24 protein-coding genes are annotated in these 19,106 nt (G+C 68.6%); 8 read left to right on the top strand and 16 right to left on the bottom strand.

From position 1 onward, the window contains the following. Window positions 1–125: 125 nt before the first annotated feature. On the bottom strand, window positions 126–839 hold the full coding sequence (locus tag VGE03_RS12800) for a hypothetical protein (RefSeq protein ID WP_331046860.1): 714 nt from the start codon (window positions 837–839) through the stop codon (window positions 126–128). Between the two features lie 33 nt (window positions 840–872). Next, a complete protein-coding gene (locus VGE03_RS12795; protein ID WP_331046859.1) occupies window positions 873–1,979 on the bottom strand; it encodes an S-(hydroxymethyl)glutathione dehydrogenase/class III alcohol dehydrogenase in 1,107 nt (368 codons plus the stop codon). Window positions 1,980–2,041: 62 nt separating this feature from the next. Here VGE03_RS12795 and VGE03_RS12790 point away from each other — a divergent pair, with 62 nt between their 5' ends. Continuing rightward, window positions 2,042–2,761, top strand: a complete 720-nt coding sequence (locus tag VGE03_RS12790) for an NAD-dependent deacylase (RefSeq protein WP_331046858.1) — start codon at window positions 2,042–2,044, stop codon at window positions 2,759–2,761. Here the strand turns inward: VGE03_RS12790 and VGE03_RS12785 are convergent. From VGE03_RS12785 to VGE03_RS12760, 6 genes are all read right to left on the bottom strand, one after another. Further along, window positions 2,758–3,327: a manganese efflux pump MntP family protein gene (locus VGE03_RS12785; RefSeq protein ID WP_331046857.1), complete on the bottom strand. Its 570-nt coding sequence runs from the start codon at window positions 3,325–3,327 to the stop codon at window positions 2,758–2,760. The genes VGE03_RS12790 and VGE03_RS12785 overlap by 4 nt on opposite strands. Window positions 3,328–3,541: 214 nt before the next feature. Then, on the bottom strand, window positions 3,542–3,865 hold the full coding sequence (locus VGE03_RS12780) for a YnfA family protein (protein ID WP_331046856.1): 324 nt from the start codon (window positions 3,863–3,865) through the stop codon (window positions 3,542–3,544). After that, window positions 3,862–4,635 carry an RNA methyltransferase gene (locus tag VGE03_RS12775; RefSeq protein WP_331046855.1) on the bottom strand — a complete coding sequence of 258 codons (774 nt, stop codon included), beginning with the start codon at window positions 4,633–4,635 and terminating at the stop codon, window positions 3,862–3,864. Before VGE03_RS12775 ends, VGE03_RS12780 begins: the two co-directional genes overlap by 4 nt. A 9-nt stretch (window positions 4,636–4,644) precedes the next feature. Next, the gene (locus VGE03_RS12770; protein WP_331046869.1) at window positions 4,645–6,075 is read right to left on the bottom strand and encodes a tetratricopeptide repeat-containing sulfotransferase family protein; all 1,431 of its coding nucleotides are present in this window, start codon (window positions 6,073–6,075) and stop codon (window positions 4,645–4,647) included. Between the two features lie 5 nt (window positions 6,076–6,080). Beyond that, window positions 6,081–6,347 carry a hypothetical protein gene (locus VGE03_RS12765; protein ID WP_331046854.1) on the bottom strand — a complete coding sequence of 89 codons (267 nt, stop codon included), beginning with the start codon at window positions 6,345–6,347 and terminating at the stop codon, window positions 6,081–6,083. 31 nt (window positions 6,348–6,378) lie between these two features. Then, entirely contained in the window at window positions 6,379–7,407 is a 1,029-nt protein-coding gene (locus tag VGE03_RS12760) for a S1/P1 Nuclease (protein ID WP_331046853.1), read from the bottom strand. 136 nt (window positions 7,408–7,543) lie between these two features. On the opposite strand from VGE03_RS12760, the gene VGE03_RS12755 reads away from it, so the two are divergent. Further along, window positions 7,544–8,560, top strand: a complete 1,017-nt coding sequence (locus VGE03_RS12755; protein ID WP_331046852.1) for a M28 family metallopeptidase — start codon at window positions 7,544–7,546, stop codon at window positions 8,558–8,560. Between the two features lie 13 nt (window positions 8,561–8,573). Here VGE03_RS12755 and VGE03_RS12750 read toward each other — a convergent pair whose 3' ends face one another. Continuing rightward, window positions 8,574–9,038: a hypothetical protein gene (locus VGE03_RS12750; protein WP_331046851.1), complete on the bottom strand. Its 465-nt coding sequence runs from the start codon at window positions 9,036–9,038 to the stop codon at window positions 8,574–8,576. Window positions 9,039–9,097: 59 nt separating this feature from the next. Beyond that, window positions 9,098–9,682, bottom strand: a complete 585-nt coding sequence (locus VGE03_RS12745; RefSeq protein ID WP_331046850.1) for a glutathione S-transferase family protein — start codon at window positions 9,680–9,682, stop codon at window positions 9,098–9,100. A 219-nt stretch (window positions 9,683–9,901) separates the two neighbouring features. Between VGE03_RS12745 and VGE03_RS12740 the strand changes: the two genes are divergently transcribed. Next, on the top strand, window positions 9,902–10,525 hold the full coding sequence (locus VGE03_RS12740) for a 3D domain-containing protein (protein WP_331046849.1): 624 nt from the start codon (window positions 9,902–9,904) through the stop codon (window positions 10,523–10,525). Window positions 10,526–10,587: 62 nt separating this feature from the next. On the opposite strand, the gene VGE03_RS12735 is transcribed toward VGE03_RS12740, so the two are convergent. After that, window positions 10,588–10,911, bottom strand: a complete 324-nt coding sequence (locus tag VGE03_RS12735; RefSeq protein WP_331046848.1) for an Mpo1-like protein — start codon at window positions 10,909–10,911, stop codon at window positions 10,588–10,590. A gap of 106 nt (window positions 10,912–11,017) precedes the next feature. Between VGE03_RS12735 and VGE03_RS12730 the strand changes: the two genes are divergently transcribed. Beyond that, window positions 11,018–11,227 carry a flagellar hook protein FlgE gene (locus tag VGE03_RS12730; RefSeq protein ID WP_331046847.1) on the top strand — a complete coding sequence of 70 codons (210 nt, stop codon included), beginning with the start codon at window positions 11,018–11,020 and terminating at the stop codon, window positions 11,225–11,227. Between the two features lie 3 nt (window positions 11,228–11,230). Here the strand turns inward: VGE03_RS12730 and VGE03_RS12725 are convergent, their stop codons facing one another. Continuing rightward, window positions 11,231–11,758, bottom strand: coding sequence for a hypothetical protein (locus VGE03_RS12725; protein WP_331046846.1), 528 nt, complete (start codon window positions 11,756–11,758; stop codon window positions 11,231–11,233). Between the two features lie 103 nt (window positions 11,759–11,861). Between VGE03_RS12725 and VGE03_RS12720 the strand changes: the two genes are divergently transcribed. Next, window positions 11,862–12,209 (top strand): DUF1428 domain-containing protein, encoded by a 348-nt coding sequence (locus tag VGE03_RS12720; protein ID WP_331046845.1) that lies wholly within the window; start codon window positions 11,862–11,864, stop codon window positions 12,207–12,209. Window positions 12,210–12,279: 70 nt separating this feature from the next. Next, a complete protein-coding gene (locus tag VGE03_RS12715; protein WP_331046844.1) occupies window positions 12,280–13,125 on the top strand; it encodes a glycoside hydrolase family 16 protein in 846 nt (281 codons plus the stop codon). On the opposite strand, the gene VGE03_RS12710 is transcribed toward VGE03_RS12715, so the two are convergent. Both VGE03_RS12710 and VGE03_RS12705 read right to left on the bottom strand, forming a co-directional pair. Further along, window positions 13,106–14,284 carry a TMEM43 family protein gene (locus VGE03_RS12710; protein ID WP_331046843.1) on the bottom strand — a complete coding sequence of 393 codons (1,179 nt, stop codon included), beginning with the start codon at window positions 14,282–14,284 and terminating at the stop codon, window positions 13,106–13,108. The two genes, VGE03_RS12715 and VGE03_RS12710, sit on opposite strands and share 20 nt — an antisense overlap. A 77-nt stretch (window positions 14,285–14,361) precedes the next feature. Next, a complete protein-coding gene (locus tag VGE03_RS12705) occupies window positions 14,362–14,817 on the bottom strand; it encodes a peptidase S1 (protein WP_331046842.1) in 456 nt (151 codons plus the stop codon). 225 nt (window positions 14,818–15,042) lie between these two features. Between VGE03_RS12705 and VGE03_RS12700 the strand changes: the two genes are divergently transcribed. Together VGE03_RS12700 and VGE03_RS12695 are read left to right on the top strand one after the other, a co-directional pair. Continuing rightward, window positions 15,043–16,998 carry a sensor histidine kinase gene (locus VGE03_RS12700; protein ID WP_331046841.1) on the top strand — a complete coding sequence of 652 codons (1,956 nt, stop codon included), beginning with the start codon at window positions 15,043–15,045 and terminating at the stop codon, window positions 16,996–16,998. Window positions 16,999–17,005: 7 nt separating this feature from the next. Continuing rightward, window positions 17,006–17,659: a response regulator transcription factor gene (locus VGE03_RS12695; protein WP_331046840.1), complete on the top strand. Its 654-nt coding sequence runs from the start codon at window positions 17,006–17,008 to the stop codon at window positions 17,657–17,659. Window positions 17,660–17,663: 4 nt separating this feature from the next. On the opposite strand, the gene VGE03_RS12690 is transcribed toward VGE03_RS12695, so the two are convergent. Together VGE03_RS12690 and VGE03_RS12685 are read right to left on the bottom strand one after the other, a co-directional pair. Further along, complete coding sequence (locus VGE03_RS12690) at window positions 17,664–18,398, bottom strand: extensin family protein (RefSeq protein ID WP_331046839.1); 735 nt, start codon at window positions 18,396–18,398, stop codon at window positions 17,664–17,666. A 122-nt stretch (window positions 18,399–18,520) separates the two neighbouring features. Continuing rightward, the coding region (locus VGE03_RS12685; protein WP_331046838.1) for a sigma-70 family RNA polymerase sigma factor at window positions 18,521–19,106 on the bottom strand (586 nt) is incomplete at its 5' end.

Genomic DNA, 19,106 nt, shown 5'->3' with positions numbered 1-19,106 from the left:
GTTTCCTCCCTCTTGCCGCGACCTTATCCGAGGTCAGTTTTGTTTGGCAACCAACTACTCGAGTTTGTCATTCCGGCCGAAGCGGAACGGAGAACCGGGACGCTTCGGCCTCTTGCCGATCCGGTTCACGCCTCCCCCCAACGCCATGCGTGAACCAAATCCCCGCGATAGCCGATGCACTTCAGAACTGCGCCCAGGCGGTAGTCGATCAGGTCGCCGTTTCCGGGTCCGCCTCCCTCCAATTTGGGGCCACCCGAATAGAAGGCGTTCTTCGCCCGCATGTCGTAGAAGCGTCCTGCCTGCCGGATCAGATCATCGACGGGTCGATCCTCGGCGGCGGCGTCGAGAATATCGAAATAGTTCCCGTAGGTTTTTGCAGCCAAGGCATGACGCTTGTTGCGTTCGAACGCCTCCAGCTCGGCTTCCATCGCGGGGCGATCCAGCCGCTCGTTGAGAGCCTGCAACAGATGGACAGTGAGACGGCCGTCAGGGTAGCCGATGTCCTCTGGCCGCAGGTCGTGGAAGTATGGTCGGCCAATGAGGAAGGCGAAGACGGCGCCGACTTCCAGATGGAAGTTGCTCGGCCCCATCTCCGGAACCTCGTCCATCAGCGACGGGGCGTGATCCTCCAGAACCCGCAGCCCCTGTTCGATATAACCGCGCGGGTCTTCGCCACGACGCCAAAGCAGCAAGGCTGAATAGAACCGATAGTGCGGGAGGCGGGCGTAATTCCGGGCTGCGCCCCACGCCTCACCTCTCGCAAGCTGCTTCTCGGCCCCTCTGAGGTCGAGATCGAAGAACTGCTGGTTGAGCGCCAACAAATCTTTGCTGTTTCCCATGCGGCAATCCCCCTGCGTAGCGCGAGCGTGGGATCAGAACACCACCACCGACCGGATGCTCTTGCCCTCGTGCATCAGGTCGAAGGCCTTGTTGATGTCTTCCAGGCCGAAGGTGTGGGTGATCATCGGGTCGATCTCGATCTTCCCGTCCATGTACCAATCGACGATCTTCGGCGTGTCGGTGCGGCCGCGTGCGCCGCCGAAGGCCGAGCCCTTCCAGACACGGCCGGTGACCAGCTGGAACGGGCGGGTGGCGATCTCCTTGCCCGCCTCGGCCACGCCGATGATGATGCTCTCGCCCCAGCCGCGGTGGCAGGCTTCCAGCGCCTGACGCATGACCACGGTGTTGCCGGTGCAGTCGAAGGTGTAGTCCGCGCCGCCGCCGGTCAGCTCGACCAGATGGGCGACGACGTCCGAGACGTTCTTCGGATTGACGAAGTGGGTCATGCCGAAGCGGCGGCCCCACTCTTCCTTGTCGCCATTGATGTCCACGCCGATGATCATGTCGGCGCCGACCATCTTCAGGCCCTGGATCACGTTCAGGCCGATGCCGCCCAGACCGAAGACGACCGCATTGGCGCCCGGCTCGACCTTGGCCGAGTTGACCACCGCGCCGACGCCCGTAGTCACGCCGCAGCCGACGTAGCAGGCCTTGTCGAACGGCGCGTCCTTGCGGATTTTCGCCACCGCGATCTCGGGCAGGACGGTGTAGTTCGAGAAGGTCGAGCAGCCCATGTAGTGGGCGATGGCCTGACCCTTGTAGCTGAAGCGGGAGGTGCCGTCGGGCATCAGGCCCTTGCCCTGCGTCGCGCGGATCGAGGTGCACAGGTTGGTCTTGCGGCTGAGGCACGACTTACACTGGCGGCATTCCGGCGTGTACAGCGGGATCACGTGATCGCCGACCTCGACCGAGGTCACGCCCGGCCCGACCTCCACCACCACGCCCGCGCCCTCGTGGCCGAGAATGCTCGGGAAGATGCCCTCGGAGTCCAGACCGTCCAGCGTGTAGGCGTCGGTGTGGCAGATGCCCGTGGCCTTGATCTCGACCAGCACCTCGCCGGCGCGCGGCCCCTCCAGATCGACCTCGACGATCTCGAGCGGGCGTTTGGCCTCGAAGGCGACGGCGGCGCGGGTTTTCATGGCGGGGAGCTCCTCTGGCGTTGCCGCTCTTCTAGGACAGACCGGCGATGCTATGGAACCGCATGGCTTACAGAAACCTCGTCATCCTCACCGGCGCCGGCATCTCGGCCGAGAGCGGCGTGCCGACCTTCCGCGCCAATGACGGGCTGTGGATGGGCCATCGGGTGCAGGACGTGGCCACCCCCGAGGCTTTCGCGCGCGATCCCGCCCTGGTGCAGGACTTCTACAACAAGCGCCGCCGCCAGCTGGCCGAGGTTCAGCCGAACGCCGCCCACATGGCGCTGGCACGGCTGGCCGCGAACTGGGAGGGCGACTTCCTGCTGGTCACCCAGAATGTCGATGACCTGCACGACCGCGCCCATGCGCTGGTCCCGCCCGCGCCGGGCTTCCAGCTGATCCACATGCACGGCGAACTGCTGAAGGCGCACTGCACCGCCACCGGCCGGGTCATCGACTGCCCCGGCGATCTGGATCCGCGCCACGACAGCCCCTTCAGCCCCGACGGCTGGCTGCGCCCGCACATCGTCTGGTTCGGCGAGATGCCGCTGGCCATGCACGTCATCGACGCGGCGATCCGCAACGCCGACCTGTTCGTTTCCATCGGCACCTCGGGCGCCGTCTATCCGGCCGCGGGCTTCGTGCAGGACGCCCGCCGCGCCCGGGCCCGGACCGTGGAGATCAACCTCGAACCGACGCAGGGCTCGCGCCGGTTCGACACGGTCCACTACGGCCCGGCGACGGAAGCCGTCCCGGCCTTCGTCGACGATCTGCTGAAGGCCTAGCCCAGCCAGCCCATGTGCTCGGCCAGAATGGTCGTGCCGATGACGATCAGGGCGACGCCGCCCAGGAACTCGGCCACCTTGCCCAGACGGACGCCGACGGCCTTGCCGATCAGCATGCCGATGGTGGTCGCCACGAAGGTCGTGCAGCCGATCGACAGGGCGATGATCCAGATGTTGGCGCCGATGAAGGCTAGCCCCACACCCACCGCCGCCGCGTCGATGCTGGTGCCCACCGCCGTGGCGACGAGGGCCAGAAGGCCGGTCCGGGCCGCGCGCGACGGCTGCCCCTCCTCCTCCTTCTGGAAAGCCTCCCACAGCATCTTGGCGCCGACCGCGCCTAGCAGGCCGAACGCGATCCAGTGGTCCACCTGCTCGACGAAGCCCGCCGCCAGCAGGCCCAGCGACCAGCCGATCAACGGCGTGATGGCCTCGATGACGCCGAACACCAGCCCGTTGCGCACGGCGGTGGCGAAGGCGGGCCGATGCGCCGCGCCCCTTCCGACAGCGGCCGCGAAGGCGTCGGTGGACATGCTGAGCGACAGCACCGCGATCGAGAGAGGGGTCATCAGAATTGAATCCGCCGGACGCACGAGACAGCGCGCTCACGCCCCCGCCGGTTGGGGATCGCAAGGCACGCTGGTCTCGCCAGGCGGACGGAACGTCCACTGATCGCGCCACGGGTCCTGAAACCACGAGTATGTTGACGCGAACCCGGCCTTTGGATGGGCGCCGGCGGCTACTCCCCAACGGGGCGGCTCGTACAGGAACCGATCTGCCGGCTCAACCCCGCGGGGCGAACAGGATGACCGCCGCCCCGATCAGGCAGACCGCGCCGCCGATCAGGTCCCAGCGGTCCGGCGGGCTTTTCTCCACCAGCGCCATCCACGCCAGCGACGCGCAGATATAGACCCCGCCGTAGGCCGCGAACGCCCGCCCCGCCGCATCGGTCGGCACCAGGGTCAGCAGCCAGGCGAAGGCGATGAGACAGGCCACGCCGGGAACCAGCCATAGCGGCGACCGGTCCAGCTTCAGCCAGGCCCAGAAGGCGAAACAGCCCGCGATCTCCGCCAGCGCCGCCAACGGATAGATCAGGACCAGCTTCACTCGGCGTCGTCCTTCTTCGCCGCAATCTTGGCCAGCAGGCGTCCGCGTCCCTTCGACAGGGCGTGGATCACGCCCCGGAAGGTCGCCACCTCCTGCTCGGAGAAGGCGGCGCGGCCCAGCATGACGCGCAGGTTCTGGCTCATCGAGCGCTTCTTCTCGGGCGGATAGAAGAAGCCGCCCGCCTCCAGCTCGGTCTCCAGATGCTCGTACATCCCGACCAGCAGGTCGTTCGACGCCGGCGGGGCCTGATCGCGGAAACGCGGCGGCGGGGCGTCGAGGATCAGGGTGCGCCACTCATAGGCGTTGATCGCCACCGCCTGCGCCAGGTTCAGCGAATGGTGCTTCGGGTCGATCGGAATGGTCGTGATGCCCGAGCACAGGGCGATGTCGGTCGTCTCCAGCCCGGCGCGCTCACCGCCGAACAGCAGGCCCGTCTTCAGGCCCGAGGCGGTGTCGTCATACAGGACCCGGGCGCTCTCGCGCGGCGTCCGCACCGGCTGGCGGGTCTCACGCGGCCGCGCCGTGGTGGCGAAGACGGTGTTCAGGTCGGCGATGGCCTCGGCGACGGTGTCGAACACCCTCACCCCTTCCAGCACCCAGTCGGCGCCCGAGGCGGTGGCCCAGGCGCGATCCTGCGGCCAGCCGTCCCGCGGACTGACGAGGCGCAGCTCGGTCAGGCCGAAATTGGCCATGACGCGCGCCACCGCGCCGATGTTGTCGGCCAGCTGGGACTTGTCGAGGATGACGACGGGAGGGGTCAGGTCGGACATGGGCCGTCCCTACCCGTTCTCCAACGCACGGAGAAGGGAAGCGAGATGTTTCTCGTAGTTCCGCCAGCGCCCCGACGACCGGACATAGAGCGGCTCGCGCACCTGCCAGACGCTGGCGGTGCGAACACCGGTGTCCGCCTTGTGGAAGTCGAGCACCGCCTCCTCCCAGTCCAGACCGAGATACTGAAGCAGGCCCTCAATGGCCGGACGCGGGTCGCGCACCAGCCCGTCGTAGTCGAGATCGAGGATGTCCGGATACAGCGCCTTCCAGTGCGCCATCAGCCGCCGGTACTGGCTGTGCCAGTGGGCCATGTCCTCCAGATCCAGCGCGTGCGGCATGGAGGCGTCGAGGTGCAGGAACCAGTTGGACAGGATCGTATCCAGCGGATCGCGCACCGTGTGGACGATCCTCGCCGCCGGGAACATCGCCTTGATCAGGCCGATGTGCAGGAAGTTGTCGGGCCGCTTGTCGGTGACCAGCGTCGCGCCCGGCCGGGCCGTGGCGAGGGCGTCGAGGTAGAGGGCGCGGGCGCGGGCGACCAGTTCCGGTCCGCCCGCCGCCAGCGATTGCGGATAGGGTCTCAGCCGCCCCGCCAGCGCCGGGATCAGGCCCAGCTCGCCCCCCGCCGTCACCCGGCTGTGTCCGGCCAGGATCTGCTCCGCCAGGGTCGAGCCCGAGCGGAACATGCCGCAGATGAAGACCGGCGCCGCCGTATCGCCTACGGTCGGAACCGCCGGCTCGGGGAAGGTGGCGATCAGGCTGTCGACAAAGGCCTCGTGCGCCCGCTGGTCATAACGGGCCCCGCCCGCCGCCGCCCGCGCGGCCGCGTTGGCCGCGCTATAGGCCGCGAAGGCGGCGTCGTAATCCTCCGTCTGATCCAGCGCCTTGCCCAAGGCATAGCCCAGCTCGGCCCGGTCGGCGTCCGTGCGCCCCGGCGCGGCGATGGCCGCACGCACGCGATCGATGGTGTCCGGATCGGCCCGCCCCAGCCCGGCCAGCCGGGCCAGCGCCACGGCGTCGTCCGGCGCGACCGCCAGCGCCCGCTCATAGGCCGCCCGGGCCTCGACCTTGCGCCCCATGTCCTCGTGCAGGTTTCCGAGGTTCAGCAGGGCGGGCAGATAGCCGGGCGCGACCGCCAGCGCCGCCTCCAGTTCCGCCTGCGCCAGATCATGCCGGGCCAGATCGTCGGCATGGATGACGGCCTTGTTCAGCCGCACCTCTTCCGGTCCCGAAACGCCTTTCGCCAACGCCTGATCATAGGCCTCCAGCGCCGCCGTGAAGCGACCGGACGCCCGCTCCATCAGCGCCAGATTGTACCAGCTGTCCGCCAGTTCGGGCCGCAGGGCCAGCAGCCGCCGATAGGCCGCCGCCGCCTCCACCGGCCGCCCCTGCGCCCGCAGTTGCGACGCGAGGGCGATCAGCTGTTCAGGCGTGTCCACACTGTTCAAGTCGGCGATCCGCGGAACTGGCCGGGCTGCAGGATCAGTCGATCATCCTTCTCACGACGGCGAGCGGCGTCAGCAAACGCTACCGCCGCCGTCCAGTCCTTCTTGAACTCGGCGTACTCCCCTGCGGTCAGGGCGTAGTGCTCTTCGTAGTCGACGTAGGGATTGGCCACCGGGAACGAGAGATACTTCTTGCGGGTGACCGTGTCCTCGCCGAGCGAAATCCGCAGATCTCGGGAGAAGAACTCATCGACGAACCGGCTCATAGTCCTTCCCAACTCCCGACCGTCGCCGTCCTCAGTCCTCGCCGTGCATGGCCAGCCACGGATCGGCGGTTCCGGCCTCGACCTCGGCCACCTTCACCGCGGGCCAGCCGATCTGGTCGTCGGCCGAGTCGCGCCAGGCCAGGATGAAGAAGTCCCGCAGCTCGGCGGCGCCGGCCGCCAGACGGGCGATGGTGAAGTCGGCGCCGCGACGGTCGCCCTCGGCGAAGCCGCCGGCCTTCTCGAGGCGGTAGAAGGGCGTCACCTCGCCCAGGGTCGTGCGCAGATAGGCCGGAACCCGGGCGCGCAGGTCGAAGCCGTCCAGCTTCGGCGCGGCCATCGCCGCCTCGATGGCGTCCAGACGGGCGACGCGGGCGGTGAAGTCGCCCTCGAACATGCCGTGCGTCTGGCGCGAGGTGGTGAAGCCTTCCGGGTTCGGCGTGTTCCGGTCCCAGCCGTTGTAGTGGATGGTCGTGTGGTGCGGCTGCGAGCCGTCGCCGATGTAGTGGCCCAGCACGCCCATGTCGCGCAGGATCAGGGCCTCGCGACGCTCGCGGTCCTCACGGTACCAAGCGCGCTTGGTCGGGTCGGTCTCACGCGCTTCCTGGGCGTTCAGCACGCGCCAGTAGGCGAAGTCCCGCACCAGGTTCTGATAGGCGTCCCAGATCGCATACGGCAGGTAGCCGGCGTCGTTCACGTCCAGACCGGCGCGGGTCAGGGCGGCGTCATACTCGGACTTCAGACGTGGCAGGGCGTCGATCGACGGTCCGGCGGCGCTCATGACGAAGCCGTTGTCGTCCATGTCGACAAAGTGGGCGGTGTCGCGCTCCCGGTCGTGCGGCTGGCCGCCGCCCTTCCAGCGGTCCGGCTCGCGGGCCAGTTCGCCGACGTCGGCGGCGGCGCCCGGGGTGCGCAGGAAGGCGGGCATCTCCTCCGGCAGGCCCCGCATGGCGGCGATCCCGATCAGCCGGTGTCCGGTGTTGCCCCAGGCCTGGACGACAGCGGGGACGGAGACGGCGGCCAGCGCGCAGACGGCGGCGGCGGCGAGGGCGAGACGCTTCATGGGGGCAGGGTCCGGACTGTGGAGGCTCAGGGGTTAAATGCGCCTCATCGCGAGGTCCAGCGGAGTCTTTTCGCGACAGCTTGACCGTGCCCCCGCGCCGCCCCTAACCCTGACGCTCCCTGTCCGGAGGTTTCCCGTGTTCAAGCGTTCGCTCTGCCTCGCCGTCAGCCTTCTCTCCCTCGCCTCCGCCGTTCAGGCCCAGACCGCCGCGCCGACGCCCGCGCCGCTGGTGGTCGAACAGGCCCGCGTCGAGGCGCACGAGGCCTTTCTGGCGGGCGACGCCCTGCGCGGCCGCGGCAGCGCCACTCCGGACGAGGCGGTCGCCGCCGCCTATGTCGCCGCCCGGTTCGCCGAATACGGCCTGACCCCCGCGCCCGGCATGACCGGCTATCTGCAGACCGCCGGCGTCGTGCAGCGCCCGGCCACCCAGCCGAACCGCCGTCCGCGCTGGGACGTGATCGCCCCGGAAGGCGCTGACCGGATCACCACCAACGCCATCGGCTGGCTGCAGGGTTCGGACCCGTCGGCGGGCGTCATCATGATCTCGGCCCACCTGGATCATCTGGGCGTCCGCGACGGCGTCATCATGCACGGCGCCAATGACGACGCCTCGGGCGTGGCCGCCGTGCTGGAGCTGGCCCGGACGCTGGCGGGCGGCGAGCAGCCGAAGCGGTCGATCCTGTTCGTCTGCTACGGGGCCGAGGAGATGGGCCTGCTCGGCTCGCTGTGGTTCGCCCGCAATCCGCCGGTGCCGATCTCCAGCATCGTCGCCAATCTCGAGATCGAGATGATCGGCCAGCAGGACCCGAACATGCCCGCCGGGATCATGATGATGACCGGCTTCGAACGCTCCAACTTCGGCCCCGCGCTGAAGGAGCGCGGCGCCCTGATCGCGCCGGACATCTATCCGGACCAGCATTTCTTCGAGCGGTCGGACAACTACCAGTTGGCCCTGCAGGGCGTGGTCGCCCACACCATCTCGGGCTGGGCCACCATCCCGAACTACCACACCGCCGACGACACCATCGAAAACCTGGACTTCCCCTTCATGACGCGGGCGATCCAGTCTCTGGTCGAGCCGATCCGCTGGCTGGCCACGGGCGACTTCAGGCCCGACTGGGTCGAGGGCGGACGCCCGGTTCCGCGTCAGTAGGCGCGGGCCAGGCTCAGCCCCCCGCCGCCCACAACGCCTGCGCGATCCCCCGCAGGTCCGTCGTATGCCGCACGCCGTTGGCCTGAACCGCGTCGCAGGCGACGGCCATCAGGGCGTATTCGGACATGCTGGGGTTGGTCGGCCGGAAGTCGTCGGGATCCATGGCCCCGTTCACCTCGAAGTCCCGGGTGATGTAGACCCCGCCCTCGATCCGGTAGGTCCGGGCCGCGCAGTCGAACTCCAGCTGCTGGAACATGCCGTCGAACGGCGCGGTGGGCATGCTGGCGTTGGGGCGGCTCAGGGCGACGAACCGCACCATCTTCACCTTCCCGGTCGTCGGCGCCTCCGGCAGGGTGTCGGTGGCCCAGGCGACGATCGCGCCCTCGATGGGCACCCAGTCCCAGCGCTGCGGCTCGTCCGCCGCGGCCTGCGACGACAGGGCCGCCAGCCCTGCGATCATCGACACCAACAGTCCCATTCATTCCCCCGCTCTTTCGGTCGGGTTAGACCATGGGCGACCCCGACGCTCCAGCGGGATCAGCGGATTCCGAAGGCCTTTTCCACGCGCCCCACCCACGCCCGGACCGCCGGATAGGGCTCCAGATCGAAATCGCCCTCGTGCGCCACCCGGGTGTAGGCGACCAGCGCCAGATCGGCGAGCGACACGGCCTCCCCGACCAGCCAGTCCCGCCCCGTCAGTCCGACCTCCATCCGCGCCAGCGCCGCATGCCCCCGCTCCATCAGGCGCGGCTCGATCTCGGCCTTCGACTGGCCCGCGATGGCCCGCCTGAACCGCACCACCGCGATATAGGGCTCGTGGCTGTACTGCTCCCAGAACAGCCACTCGAACATCTTCGCCCGGTCAAAGGCGTCCGTCGGGATCAGATCGGTCCCCTCCGCCATGTGGACAATTATGGCGTTCGACTGCGCCAGCGGCCGCCCGTCCTCCAGTACAATCGTCGGCGTCTGCCCGGCGGCGTTTAGGGCCAGAAACTGTGGGGATCGGGTCACACCGGTTGTGACATCAGTTTCGATCCAGTGATAATCACGCTCCATCCGGTCCAGCAACCACTTGACCTTCAAACAGTTGCCCGAGCGAATATCGCCGTACAAAGTAAGCATCTTGCGCCAGCAAAGAGTTGTTGATCTGCGAATACAGCTTACAGACTTGTCAGCGCAGGCCAAGCGCGGTTCCGCTTAACCATCCAGAAGCGCCACTTATCCACGCCTGATCCGGACACACGGTCGCAGTTGACCGCTCAGGTCTGGATTTCGCCACAATTGGAAACGAAAAGCCCGTCGCCGGACGCGTCTGGGGCCGGTGATTCCGCGAGTCTGTTCATGCTCGGCACCGCCGCCGCGTTCGCCCTTTTCTGGGCGATGACCTTCCCCGCCCAAGCGGGCGTCACCGGAGAGCCGGTGTCCTACGAAGTCGCTTCGGCGCAGGCGTGGGGCGCTCAGGAAACCGGTGCGACGGATGAAGGTTCCACCGACGGCGCGGCGATCGAGCTGACCTCCGAACAACAGGCCCTGATGGACGGCGATGCCCGCTGGAGCGCGTCGGCGCGCCTCTACCACGCCGGTGGCGGCGGAGCGACGGGCAACGACAGCCTCGGCTGCCGCCCGGTCGCCATGCGCACCGTCGCGGTCGACCCCCGCTACATTCCGCGCCGCAGCGTCCTGTTCATTCGCGAGACGGTCGGCATGCGCCTGGCCGACGGCACCCTGCACGACGGCTACTGGTACGCCTCGGACACCGGCGGCGCGATCCGCGGCCAGAAGATCGATCTCTACACCGGCCACGGCCGCGGCTCGATGCAGCCCGCCATGCGCCTAAACATGCGCACCCTGACCATCGCTGACGCCGGGCGCTTCGACGGCTGCCCGCCGGACTGGGACGACACCCCCAGCCGCAACGCCCCGCTGATGGCCGCCGCCCCGCGCGTCACCGGCGCCTCGAACTGACCGGGCGGTAGCGTCCCCGGAACATTCAAAACCCCGGCTCGATCAAGCCGGGGTTTTTCGTTTCAGAACTTCCGCTTGCCGCTGACCGTCTCGAAGAACATCCGCCAGTCGCCCATCAGGCTCCACAGCGGGTATTTGAAGGTCGCGGGCCGGTTCTTCTCGAAGAAGAAATGCCCGACCCAGGCGAAGCCGTAGCCGATCACCGGCATGGCCAGCAGCCACCACGGGTTCAGCGTCACGATCGCCGTCGCCAGCGCCGCCAGAACCAGCGCCGATCCCACGATGTGGATCCGCCGGCACGTCCGGTTCGAGTGCTCGTGGATGTAGAACGGATAGAACTGGCTGAACGACTGGAAGCGTTCGCCGGGAGCGGGCTGGTGGGTCATGCCGCGACGTTCCGCCCGGAACAGCGTGCGGTCAAGCGTTCACCATGCCTGTCAGCGCCCCGGTAAGCGACTTCGGCCAGACTGCCGTCTCCACGGGGAGCGCTCCATGTCCGCCTTCGCCATCGCCGCCACAGGCATCGCCGACGCCACCGCCCGCTTCGCGGCCAGCGCCGAACGGACGGCCCGTGATCCGCTCGCTGATCTGGCGGGCGAAAGCGTCGAACGCATCGGCGCCGAGGTGGCGCTCAAGGCCAATGTCGCCGTGCTGAAAACCGCCGACCAGATGTACGGCAGCCTCCTGGACATCCTCGCCTGAGGCTCAGACCTCGGCCGGTTCAGGCCCCAGCAGCCGCCGGATGAACGGCCAGATATTGGCCAGGGCCGAGAAGAAGCCGACGATGCTCGACACCCACTGGAACAGCGTCCACGCCCGGCCCAGAAGCTCGCCGTCACCGATCGCCTCGCTGATCGGGAACAGCAGCCGGGCCACCCCGATCTGGAAGGCCGCATAGGCCTCGGAATATTCGATCGACCGGTCCGCCACGAAGGCGATCAGCACCGCCGCCGACACCGGCGCCCACAGCAGCGGCAGCGCCAGCAGCGCAGCCAGCAGCATCACCGCCAGCTTGGTCCCGAGCGTCTCGCGCGACACCAGGCTGGCGATCACCCCGCCGCCCAGCCCCAGGCTGACCCCCAGCATCGCCGCTGGCAGCACCAGGTCCGCCGCCGCCATCAGGTCCATGAAGGCCGAGGCCAGCCAGACCCCCGCCAGCGCCAGCAGGAAGCCGCCCACCCACAGGGCCGCATACTGGCCCAGACGGCGCTTCAGATGACCCAGGCTGATCATGACGACGGCCTCCTGACGGTTAACGCCACAATGAACCGCGTTACCCCGACTGTCGATCCGGCGACTGACGCGTTAGGCTGACAGCCCCTTCCGGAGAATTCCCATGGCCTTCGTCGACATCACCGTCATCCCCGTGGCGACCGATCAAAAGGACGCCTACCTGGCCCATTCCGCCGCCACCTCCCCGCTGTTCCGCGAGGTCGGCGCCCTGTCGGTCACCGAGACCTGGGGCGCGGACGTGCCGGACGGCAAGCTGACCGACTTCAAGCGCGCCGTGGCCCTGGCGGACGGCGAAACCGTCGCCGTCGGCTGGATCCTGTGGCCCGACAAGGCCACCCGCGACACCGGCTGGGAAAAGCTGATGCAGGACGAGCGCCTGATGAACAACACCCCGCCCTTCGACGGCAAGCGCATGATCTACGCGGGCTTCGACGTGGTCGCCGAGCACTGACGACAGCGCGGTGGGCGCCCCGTCACCAAGCGTGAACTGACGACGCCCACACCCACGCTATCGTCTCTCCATGCGCATCGCCGTCGCCGCCCCCGCCCTGCTGGCCCTGTCCGCCGCCCCGGCCCTCGCCCAGGAGCGTCCGGCCTTGGCGCCCGAGGGCTACCGCCTGCTGTGGTCGGACGAGTTCGAGACCCCCGGCCTGCCCGACCCTGCGAAGTGGACCTACGACACCCACGCCAACCGCACCGGCTGGTACAACAACGAGCTCCAGTACTACGCCGCCGGCCGCCCCGAGAACGCCCGCGTCGAGAACGGCAATCTGGTCATCGAGGCCCGGCGCGAGACCCTGGCCGGCCTGCCCGACCACGGCGGCCAGCGCTTCACCTCGGCCCGGCTGATCAGCCGCACCGACCGCAACCCCGGCCAGGAGGGCGGCTGGACCTACGGCCTGTTCGAGGCCCGCATCAAGCTGCCCTGCGCGCGCGGGACCTGGCCCGCCTTCTGGATGCTGCCGGACGACGCCGCCGCCTGGCCCAACGGCGGTGAGATCGACATCCTCGAACACGTCGGCCACCGCCCGGGCGTGGTCCACGGCACGATCCACACCGGCGCCTTCAACCATGTGCGCCAGACGGAACGGCAGGGCAGCGTCACCCTCCCCGACGCCTGCACGGCCTTCCACGTCTATCAGGCCCTGTGGACGCCCGACCGGATCGTCTTCTCCATCGACAACCAGCCCTATTTCACCTTCGCCAACGACGGCTCCGGCGACCGCACGCACTGGCCCTTCGACAGCCCCTTCCACCTGATCCTCAACATCGCCGTCGGCGGCGACTGGGGCGGTCAGGAAGGCATCGACGAGACCGCCTTCCCGCAGGCGATGCAGGTGGACTGGGTCAGGGTTTGGGGGCGATGATCGCCGCCGCAGCCGGGCGGCGGCCGCGGAACCAGATCACCCCGCCGACGACAGCGACCAGGACGACGAGGCTGCACGCCGCGAACACGGGGCGGACGAGGAACCACGACACGGCGATCACGATCACCCCGATCGCCAACCCGCCCACGAAAGCCAATGCGCCCGTGCCGAAGCGGACAAGGCTTCCCACCGGCGGCAGGACGTCTGCGAGGGTCGAAAGCGGTCCCATGATCAGCCCCAGCCCGAGGATCAGACCCACGATCCCGACAACGCGCAGGACCCAGCTGAGCATCCGGTTGCCGTCCCGGGCCTGCCGGAACATCTCGTCAGCCGTCACCGCGCCGGCGGCGGTCAGATAGATTTCCTCGCCGTTGCGGGTGAGGAACGGCTCCAGCCCGCCGGACCGCTGGGCGGCGACGACGCTGACGGCGCCGGCCGGGGCGGCGACATAACGGATCCGCATATCGCCCACGGCCGGAACAGCGCTGTTCGCCCCGACATAGAGGGCGTCATTCACGACCCAAACCGGGCGGGACAGCGCCGCCGACAGCCGTTGCGCATCCGCCTCGGTGACCGCCACCGGAACGGTCGGCGCCACTGTGTCGAGCAGACGATGGTCGACCCTGTAGCTCCCCAGCCGCCCCTCCTGCGCGGACACCACGGCGCCTTCGAGCGGGGGCGTCATGTTCTCGTGCCCGGCTGGCGTATGGAAGTCGGCCGAGGCCACCGGCGTCGCTGACCAGTCCGTGCGATAGTCGTAGGTCGTCACCGTCTCCTCTCCGCCGCCGAGGCGCGTGCGGGTCTCGCTCCGACTGGTCTCAACCCACTGGTAATATTCAACATCGCGTCGGAGACTGACCCCGTCGGCGGCTACGCCGCTGATCGGGTCCTCGCGGCGGCCCTCCACCCTCAGCGGGCCGGACAGGTGGACCAGTCGACCTTCATTGGCGGGATCAATCCGGGCCAACGGCGCCACGATGACGCCTCGCCCACCCTCGCTGAGGCCACGCGCCCGGGCGATCGCGCGTCCCTCGTTCCAGGCCAGCAGCCCGATGCCCAGCACGACAATCACAAGGCCGGCCACGACGCCGGTGAAGGCGGCGCCGAGGCGCTGCAACCAGGAGCGATGGGTGGTTTCGGAAACGGTATCCAGGGGCATCGAAACAGTTCTCCGGAGCGGACAGGCACGCCCCGCCGCTCTGGGGCGACGGGGCGTCGGGGAGATCGGGTTTGGGATCAGGGGGTTTCGGTGATCAGCAGGCGCGCCGGCGTCGTGCCGCCCGAACCGAACTTGCCCACCCAGATGTCGTAGGTGCCGCTCATCGGACGGCTGAAGAGCACCTGGGCGTCGCCGTCGCCGTAGCTGTCGTCATCGCAGTACCACTGGCCGTCCGGCCCGTTGATGATCAGCGTCGTGTCTTCCGAGGACAGGGTCCGGAACACCAGCGGGAACGATCCGGCCGAATAGGTCACCTCGAAGTCCGGGGCCGAGGCGATGTAGCCGGTGCAGGCGCCCGGCAGGTTCGAGCCGTTGACGTTCCCGCCCGCCTGCACATTGACCGTGTAGGGATCGGGGGTGAAGCCGGCGTTCAGGTGGATTTCGCCGTAGGTGGCGGTGCGGCTGGCGTCCTGCGCGACGGCGGCGCCGGCCATGCAGGTGAACAGGAGGGCTGCGGTAGCGGCCATTTTCATCGGATCAGCTTTCGTTCTGTGGCGTCTGGCGCCTGGAAAAATCGCGTCAGCCGATCAACGCCCGCAGGTCTGTCGTGACTGACCTTTCCAGCTTGGCCATTCGCTTGAAGCGTGCACAGCACCATGGATATGGTGGTGGCGATCCACGCATTGATGGTGATCCTGCGGACCGAAGGTCATGCCCTCGGCGCTCGACGCCTTCGAAACAGACCGCCGGGGGGCGTCATGACAGGGACCGAAAGACCAACCGACCGCGACGCCTGGCTCGACAGGCGACTGGCCCACCTCCTGCCGGACGTGCCCGAGCGGTTCCGCGACCTGATCGGCTTTCTGCTGATCATCGCCGTGGTCCAGGCGGCCTTCTGGGGAATCTACGCCTCGCCGCTCTGGCCCAAGCCGTCAGAGACGAGGCTGGACCGGATCGAGTTCACGGAAACCGCCCTCGCCCGGCTGCCCAAGCCCACCACGCTGGCCGCCGCACAGGCGCGATACGAACCGGTCGAGTTGCCGCACACGGAGTGCTGCGAGCCGGCTTATCTGGCGTTGAAGCTCAGGTTCGACCTGCCCGCTGTTCCGGCCGATGGGCTCGGCCTCGCGGCCTACCAGCAGGTCGACAACTTCATCATCCAGGTCAACGGCTCGACCGTCTTCGCCCGCGGCGAGATGGCCTGGCCGGGACAGGCCTTCGAGGGGCAGCGGCCGGTCGTCGATCGCATCCCCGCGGGACTGCTCAATGTCGGCGCGAACGAGGTGACCTTCATCACGGTCCGACAGGGCCTGCCCTACACCGACCTGGTGCCCCCGATCCTGGCGCCGTGGCCCCAGGTCAGCCAGTGGGCCGAGGTCCGCCTCTGGCGATATCTCGACTATCGCCAGCTGTCCGGCTGGACCACCGCCATCATCGGGCTGTTCGCCCTGCTTCTGGCCTTCCGCGCGCCGCAGCGCCGGTTCGCCCTCTGGCTGGTCGCCTTGTGCGGCGGCTGGACCGCCTACGCCCTGTACGGCCTCGTCCTCGATCCCCCGTTCGGCGGGATCATGCGGCTGTGGCTGTTCTTCGTCGTCCACGCCCTGACCGCCGTCAGCCTCGCAGGCCTGATCGACGCCTGGAGCGAGCGCCCATGGCCCTGGTTCCAGAGAGGTCTGGTCGCGGTGTTCGTGGTCTTCTGCGCGCTCTGCGGCGTCTGGCTGACGATGCGGCCCATGCCGGAAGGCTACGACGTGCCCTCGGTTATCTGGGTCTGGCTATCGGTCGCCCTGGGCGCCGCGGCGGTCGGTCGCCTGCTCTGGCATTTCGCCACCGCGCGCGATCCGCGTCGGCTGGAAGCGGCCCTGCTGACCATCTGCGCCACCTGTATCGTCCTGGATGTGATCGGTGAACATTTCGGCCTGAATACCGGCGGCTTCCTCGTGGACTCCGCGCCGATCCTGCTGCTGGCCCTCGCCGCCGCCTTCGTCCAGCGCAACTTCACCCTGTTCCGCTCGGCAGTCAGTCTGAACACCCTGCTGTCCGACACCCTGAAGGCCCGCGAAGACGAGCTGGACATCGCCCATGCCCGCGAACGCGAACTGGTCCGCCACCAGGCCCACGACGACGAGCGCCGCCGCATCATGCGGGACATGCACGACGGCCTCGGCAGCCAGCTCATGAGCATGCTTCTGGCCGCCCGTCGCGGCGTCGCCGACAGCGATCAGGTCGCTGAAGGCCTCCAGTCCGTCATCGACGAAATGCGTCTGATGATCGACTCGATGGACTCGGTCGGCGAGTCTCTCGCCTCGGCCCTCGCCACCTTCCACGAGCGGGTTCGCCCCCGCGTCGAGGCCGCCGGCTTCGCGCTCGACTGGTCCGCCGATGTACAGGGCGCCCTGCCCGACTACCCGCCCCGGTCCCTGCTGCAGGTGTTCCGCATCCTCCAGGAGGCCGTGAACAACGCCCTCAAACACTCGGGCGGCGACCGCATCTCGATCAACATCCTCGCCCGCCCCTCCGCGCCCCTGACCCTGTCGGTCAGTGACAACGGCAACGGCGGCGCCCTGTCCGGCAAGGTCGGGCGCGGCCTGACCAATATGCGCGCTCGCGCCGGTCTGATCGGCGGCGTGATCGACATCGAGTCCACCGACCGCGGCGTCACCGTTTCCCTGACCCTGAATCCGGCCGCCGCCGAAACTGTCGCCGCAACCTGAGCCCGCCATGTCCGACGCCACCCGCTCCATCGCGATCCTCGAGGACGACCCCAACGTCGCCCGCCATTTCCGCGAAATCATCGAGACGGCCGCGGACCTGAGCCTGTGCGGCATGGCCGGATCGCTGGCCGAGGCGGGGGATCTGCTGTCCCTCACGCCCGACCTGTTCCTGACCGACATCGGCCTGCCGGACGGCAGCGGACTGACCTTCATTCCGGACATCAAGGCGCGGCTCCCCGACTGCCGCATCCTCGTGATCACCGCCTTCGGCGATCGCGACACCGTGGTGACGGCGCTGAACGCGGGGGCGGACGGTTATCTGCTGAAGGACAGCAGCACCGCCGTCATCCTCGACGGCATCCAGGCCACGCTGGACGGCGGCGCCCCGATCAGCCCGTCCGCCGCCGTCTATCTTCTGGAGCGCTTGCGCGCGCCCGAAGCGGCGCCGACCGTTCCCGGCGACGAACGCCTGACCCCGCGCGAGGTGGAACTGCTGGAGCTGTTCGCGCGCGGCCAGAGCTACAAGGCCGCTGGCCGGGCCCTGGGGATTTCCCCGCTGACCGTCGGCAACCATGTGAAGTCCATCTACAGGAAGCTTCAGGTCCACTCGCGCGGCGAGGCGGTCTACGAGGCTGTCCGGAGGCGACAGCTTTCCCTCTGACCGCCTACCGGCAGAACCGCGTGTCGGTGGCCTCGAGGTGCAGGTGGTCGTGGTGGACCGCGTTGTAGTCGGGGCTCAGGGTCGTACCGAAGATGCGGCAGGCGTCGTCGCGGATGCGGCGCAGGAAGCGCTGCTCGGCCTCATCGCCGCCGAACCAGCCGTCGCGGACGCTGATCCGTCGCCCGTCCCTCAGCCGCACGCCGGCGAAATCAAGCGCCGCCGCCCGGGCGTGGGCGCTGATGCGGGTACTGACCCCGCCGTTGTTCACATTGCGGCAGGCGTAGGCGCCCATGTGGTCGATCTGGACCACGTCCGAGCCGAGGATCTCCCGCGCCGCCGGCTCCAGCGACTGCCGACGCCAGACGCTGACCGCCAGGGCCGCGCGGCAGGTCATCTCGACGTCGCCGGGCGCCATCCGCGCCACCGTGCCCATGTCCGGCCCCAGCACGCCCCCGGCCGTCAGCCCGCAGGCCTGCGGGTCGCCCTTGTCGGGCGTCGGGCGGAAGATGACCCGCGCCGCAGTCAGCTGGGCCATGCACTGGGTGAGTTCGGCGCTCTCGCGGATCACCGCCGCCCGCGTGCCGCCGCCGATCGGCTGGTCGATCAGGGCCCCGACCAGCGGCGCCTCGGTCGGCGAATAGGGGGTCGGATAGGCGTTCGTCGGCCGCCGCTCGGGCGTCATCGGACTGCAGCTCGCCAGCAGCAGGACGGCGGTCAGGGCGAGCGGGATCAGGCGCATGGCCGGACGCTAGGGTGATTTGCGGGAACCGCCGATCACGAGAGAGGGAGGCGGACCAAGGGCAAAGAAAAAGGGCGGCCCCTGCAAGGCCGCCCTAATCCCTATTCCCTAATCCCTCAGGATCAGCTGTCCAGGAAGCTCCGCAGCTTCCGCGACCGCGACGGGTGCTTCAGCTTGCGCAGGGCCTTGGCCTCGATCTGGCGGATGCGTTCGCGCGTCACCGAGAACTGCTGGCCGACCTCTTCCAGGGTGTGGTCGGTATTCATGCCGATACCGAAGCGCATGCGCAGGACCCGCTCCTCGCGCGGCGTCAGCGACGCCAGCACGCGGGTGGTGGTCTCGCGCAGGTTCGACTGGATGGCGGCGTCGATCGGCAGGACGGCGTTCTTGTCCTCGATGAAGTCGCCCAGGTGGCTGTCTTCCTCGTCCCCGATCGGGGTCTCCAGCGAGATCGGCTCCTTGGCGATCTTCAGGACCTTGCGCACCTTCTCCAGCGGCATGGCCAGCTTTTCGGCCAGCTCTTCCGGGGTCGGCTCGCGGCCGATCTCGTGCAGCATCTGGCGGCTGGTGCGGACGATCTTGTTGATCGTCTCGATCATGTGCACCGGGATGCGGATGGTGCGCGCCTGGTCGGCGATCGAGCGGGTGATCGCCTGACGGATCCACCAGGTGGCGTAGGTCGAGAACTTGTAGCCGCGGCGGTACTCG

Source organism: Brevundimonas sp., assembly GCF_036400995.1.
Classification (GTDB): domain Bacteria; phylum Pseudomonadota; class Alphaproteobacteria; order Caulobacterales; family Caulobacteraceae; genus Brevundimonas.
Note: the sequence above shows the minus strand (reverse complement) of the source record. Positions and strands in the feature narration are given on the sequence as shown.

Excerpts from the sequence above, each read along its gene's own strand:
- VGE03_RS12785 (WP_331046857.1), bottom strand. The coding sequence starts at position 3,327 with ATGACCCCTCTCTCGATCGCGGTGCTGTCGCTCAGCATGTCCACCGAC.
- VGE03_RS12735 (WP_331046848.1), bottom strand. The coding sequence starts at position 10,911 with ATGACCCACCAGCCCGCTCCCGGCGAACGCTTCCAGTCGTTCAGCCAG.
- VGE03_RS12750 (WP_331046851.1), bottom strand. The coding sequence starts at position 9,038 with ATGGGACTGTTGGTGTCGATGATCGCAGGGCTGGCGGCCCTGTCGTCG.
- VGE03_RS12705 (WP_331046842.1), bottom strand. The coding sequence starts at position 14,817 with ATGAAAATGGCCGCTACCGCAGCCCTCCTGTTCACCTGCATGGCCGGC.
- VGE03_RS12695 (WP_331046840.1), top strand. The coding sequence starts at position 17,006 with ATGTCCGACGCCACCCGCTCCATCGCGATCCTCGAGGACGACCCCAAC.
- VGE03_RS12765 (WP_331046854.1), bottom strand. The coding sequence starts at position 6,347 with ATGAGCCGGTTCGTCGATGAGTTCTTCTCCCGAGATCTGCGGATTTCG.
- VGE03_RS12760 (WP_331046853.1), bottom strand. The coding sequence starts at position 7,407 with ATGAAGCGTCTCGCCCTCGCCGCCGCCGCCGTCTGCGCGCTGGCCGCC.
- VGE03_RS12730 (WP_331046847.1), top strand. The coding sequence starts at position 11,018 with ATGTCCGCCTTCGCCATCGCCGCCACAGGCATCGCCGACGCCACCGCC.
- VGE03_RS12720 (WP_331046845.1), top strand. The coding sequence starts at position 11,862 with ATGGCCTTCGTCGACATCACCGTCATCCCCGTGGCGACCGATCAAAAG.
- VGE03_RS12715 (WP_331046844.1), top strand. The coding sequence starts at position 12,280 with ATGCGCATCGCCGTCGCCGCCCCCGCCCTGCTGGCCCTGTCCGCCGCC.
- VGE03_RS12740 (WP_331046849.1), top strand. The coding sequence starts at position 9,902 with ATGCTCGGCACCGCCGCCGCGTTCGCCCTTTTCTGGGCGATGACCTTC.
- VGE03_RS12800 (WP_331046860.1), bottom strand. The coding sequence starts at position 839 with ATGGGAAACAGCAAAGATTTGTTGGCGCTCAACCAGCAGTTCTTCGAT.
- VGE03_RS12700 (WP_331046841.1), top strand. The coding sequence starts at position 15,043 with ATGACAGGGACCGAAAGACCAACCGACCGCGACGCCTGGCTCGACAGG.
- VGE03_RS12775 (WP_331046855.1), bottom strand. The coding sequence starts at position 4,635 with ATGTCCGACCTGACCCCTCCCGTCGTCATCCTCGACAAGTCCCAGCTG.
- VGE03_RS12725 (WP_331046846.1), bottom strand. The coding sequence starts at position 11,758 with ATGATCAGCCTGGGTCATCTGAAGCGCCGTCTGGGCCAGTATGCGGCC.
- VGE03_RS12790 (WP_331046858.1), top strand. The coding sequence starts at position 2,042 with ATGGCTTACAGAAACCTCGTCATCCTCACCGGCGCCGGCATCTCGGCC.
- VGE03_RS12745 (WP_331046850.1), bottom strand. The coding sequence starts at position 9,682 with ATGCTTACTTTGTACGGCGATATTCGCTCGGGCAACTGTTTGAAGGTC.
- VGE03_RS12690 (WP_331046839.1), bottom strand. The coding sequence starts at position 18,398 with ATGCGCCTGATCCCGCTCGCCCTGACCGCCGTCCTGCTGCTGGCGAGC.
- VGE03_RS12710 (WP_331046843.1), bottom strand. The coding sequence starts at position 14,284 with ATGCCCCTGGATACCGTTTCCGAAACCACCCATCGCTCCTGGTTGCAG.
- VGE03_RS12795 (WP_331046859.1), bottom strand. The coding sequence starts at position 1,979 with ATGAAAACCCGCGCCGCCGTCGCCTTCGAGGCCAAACGCCCGCTCGAG.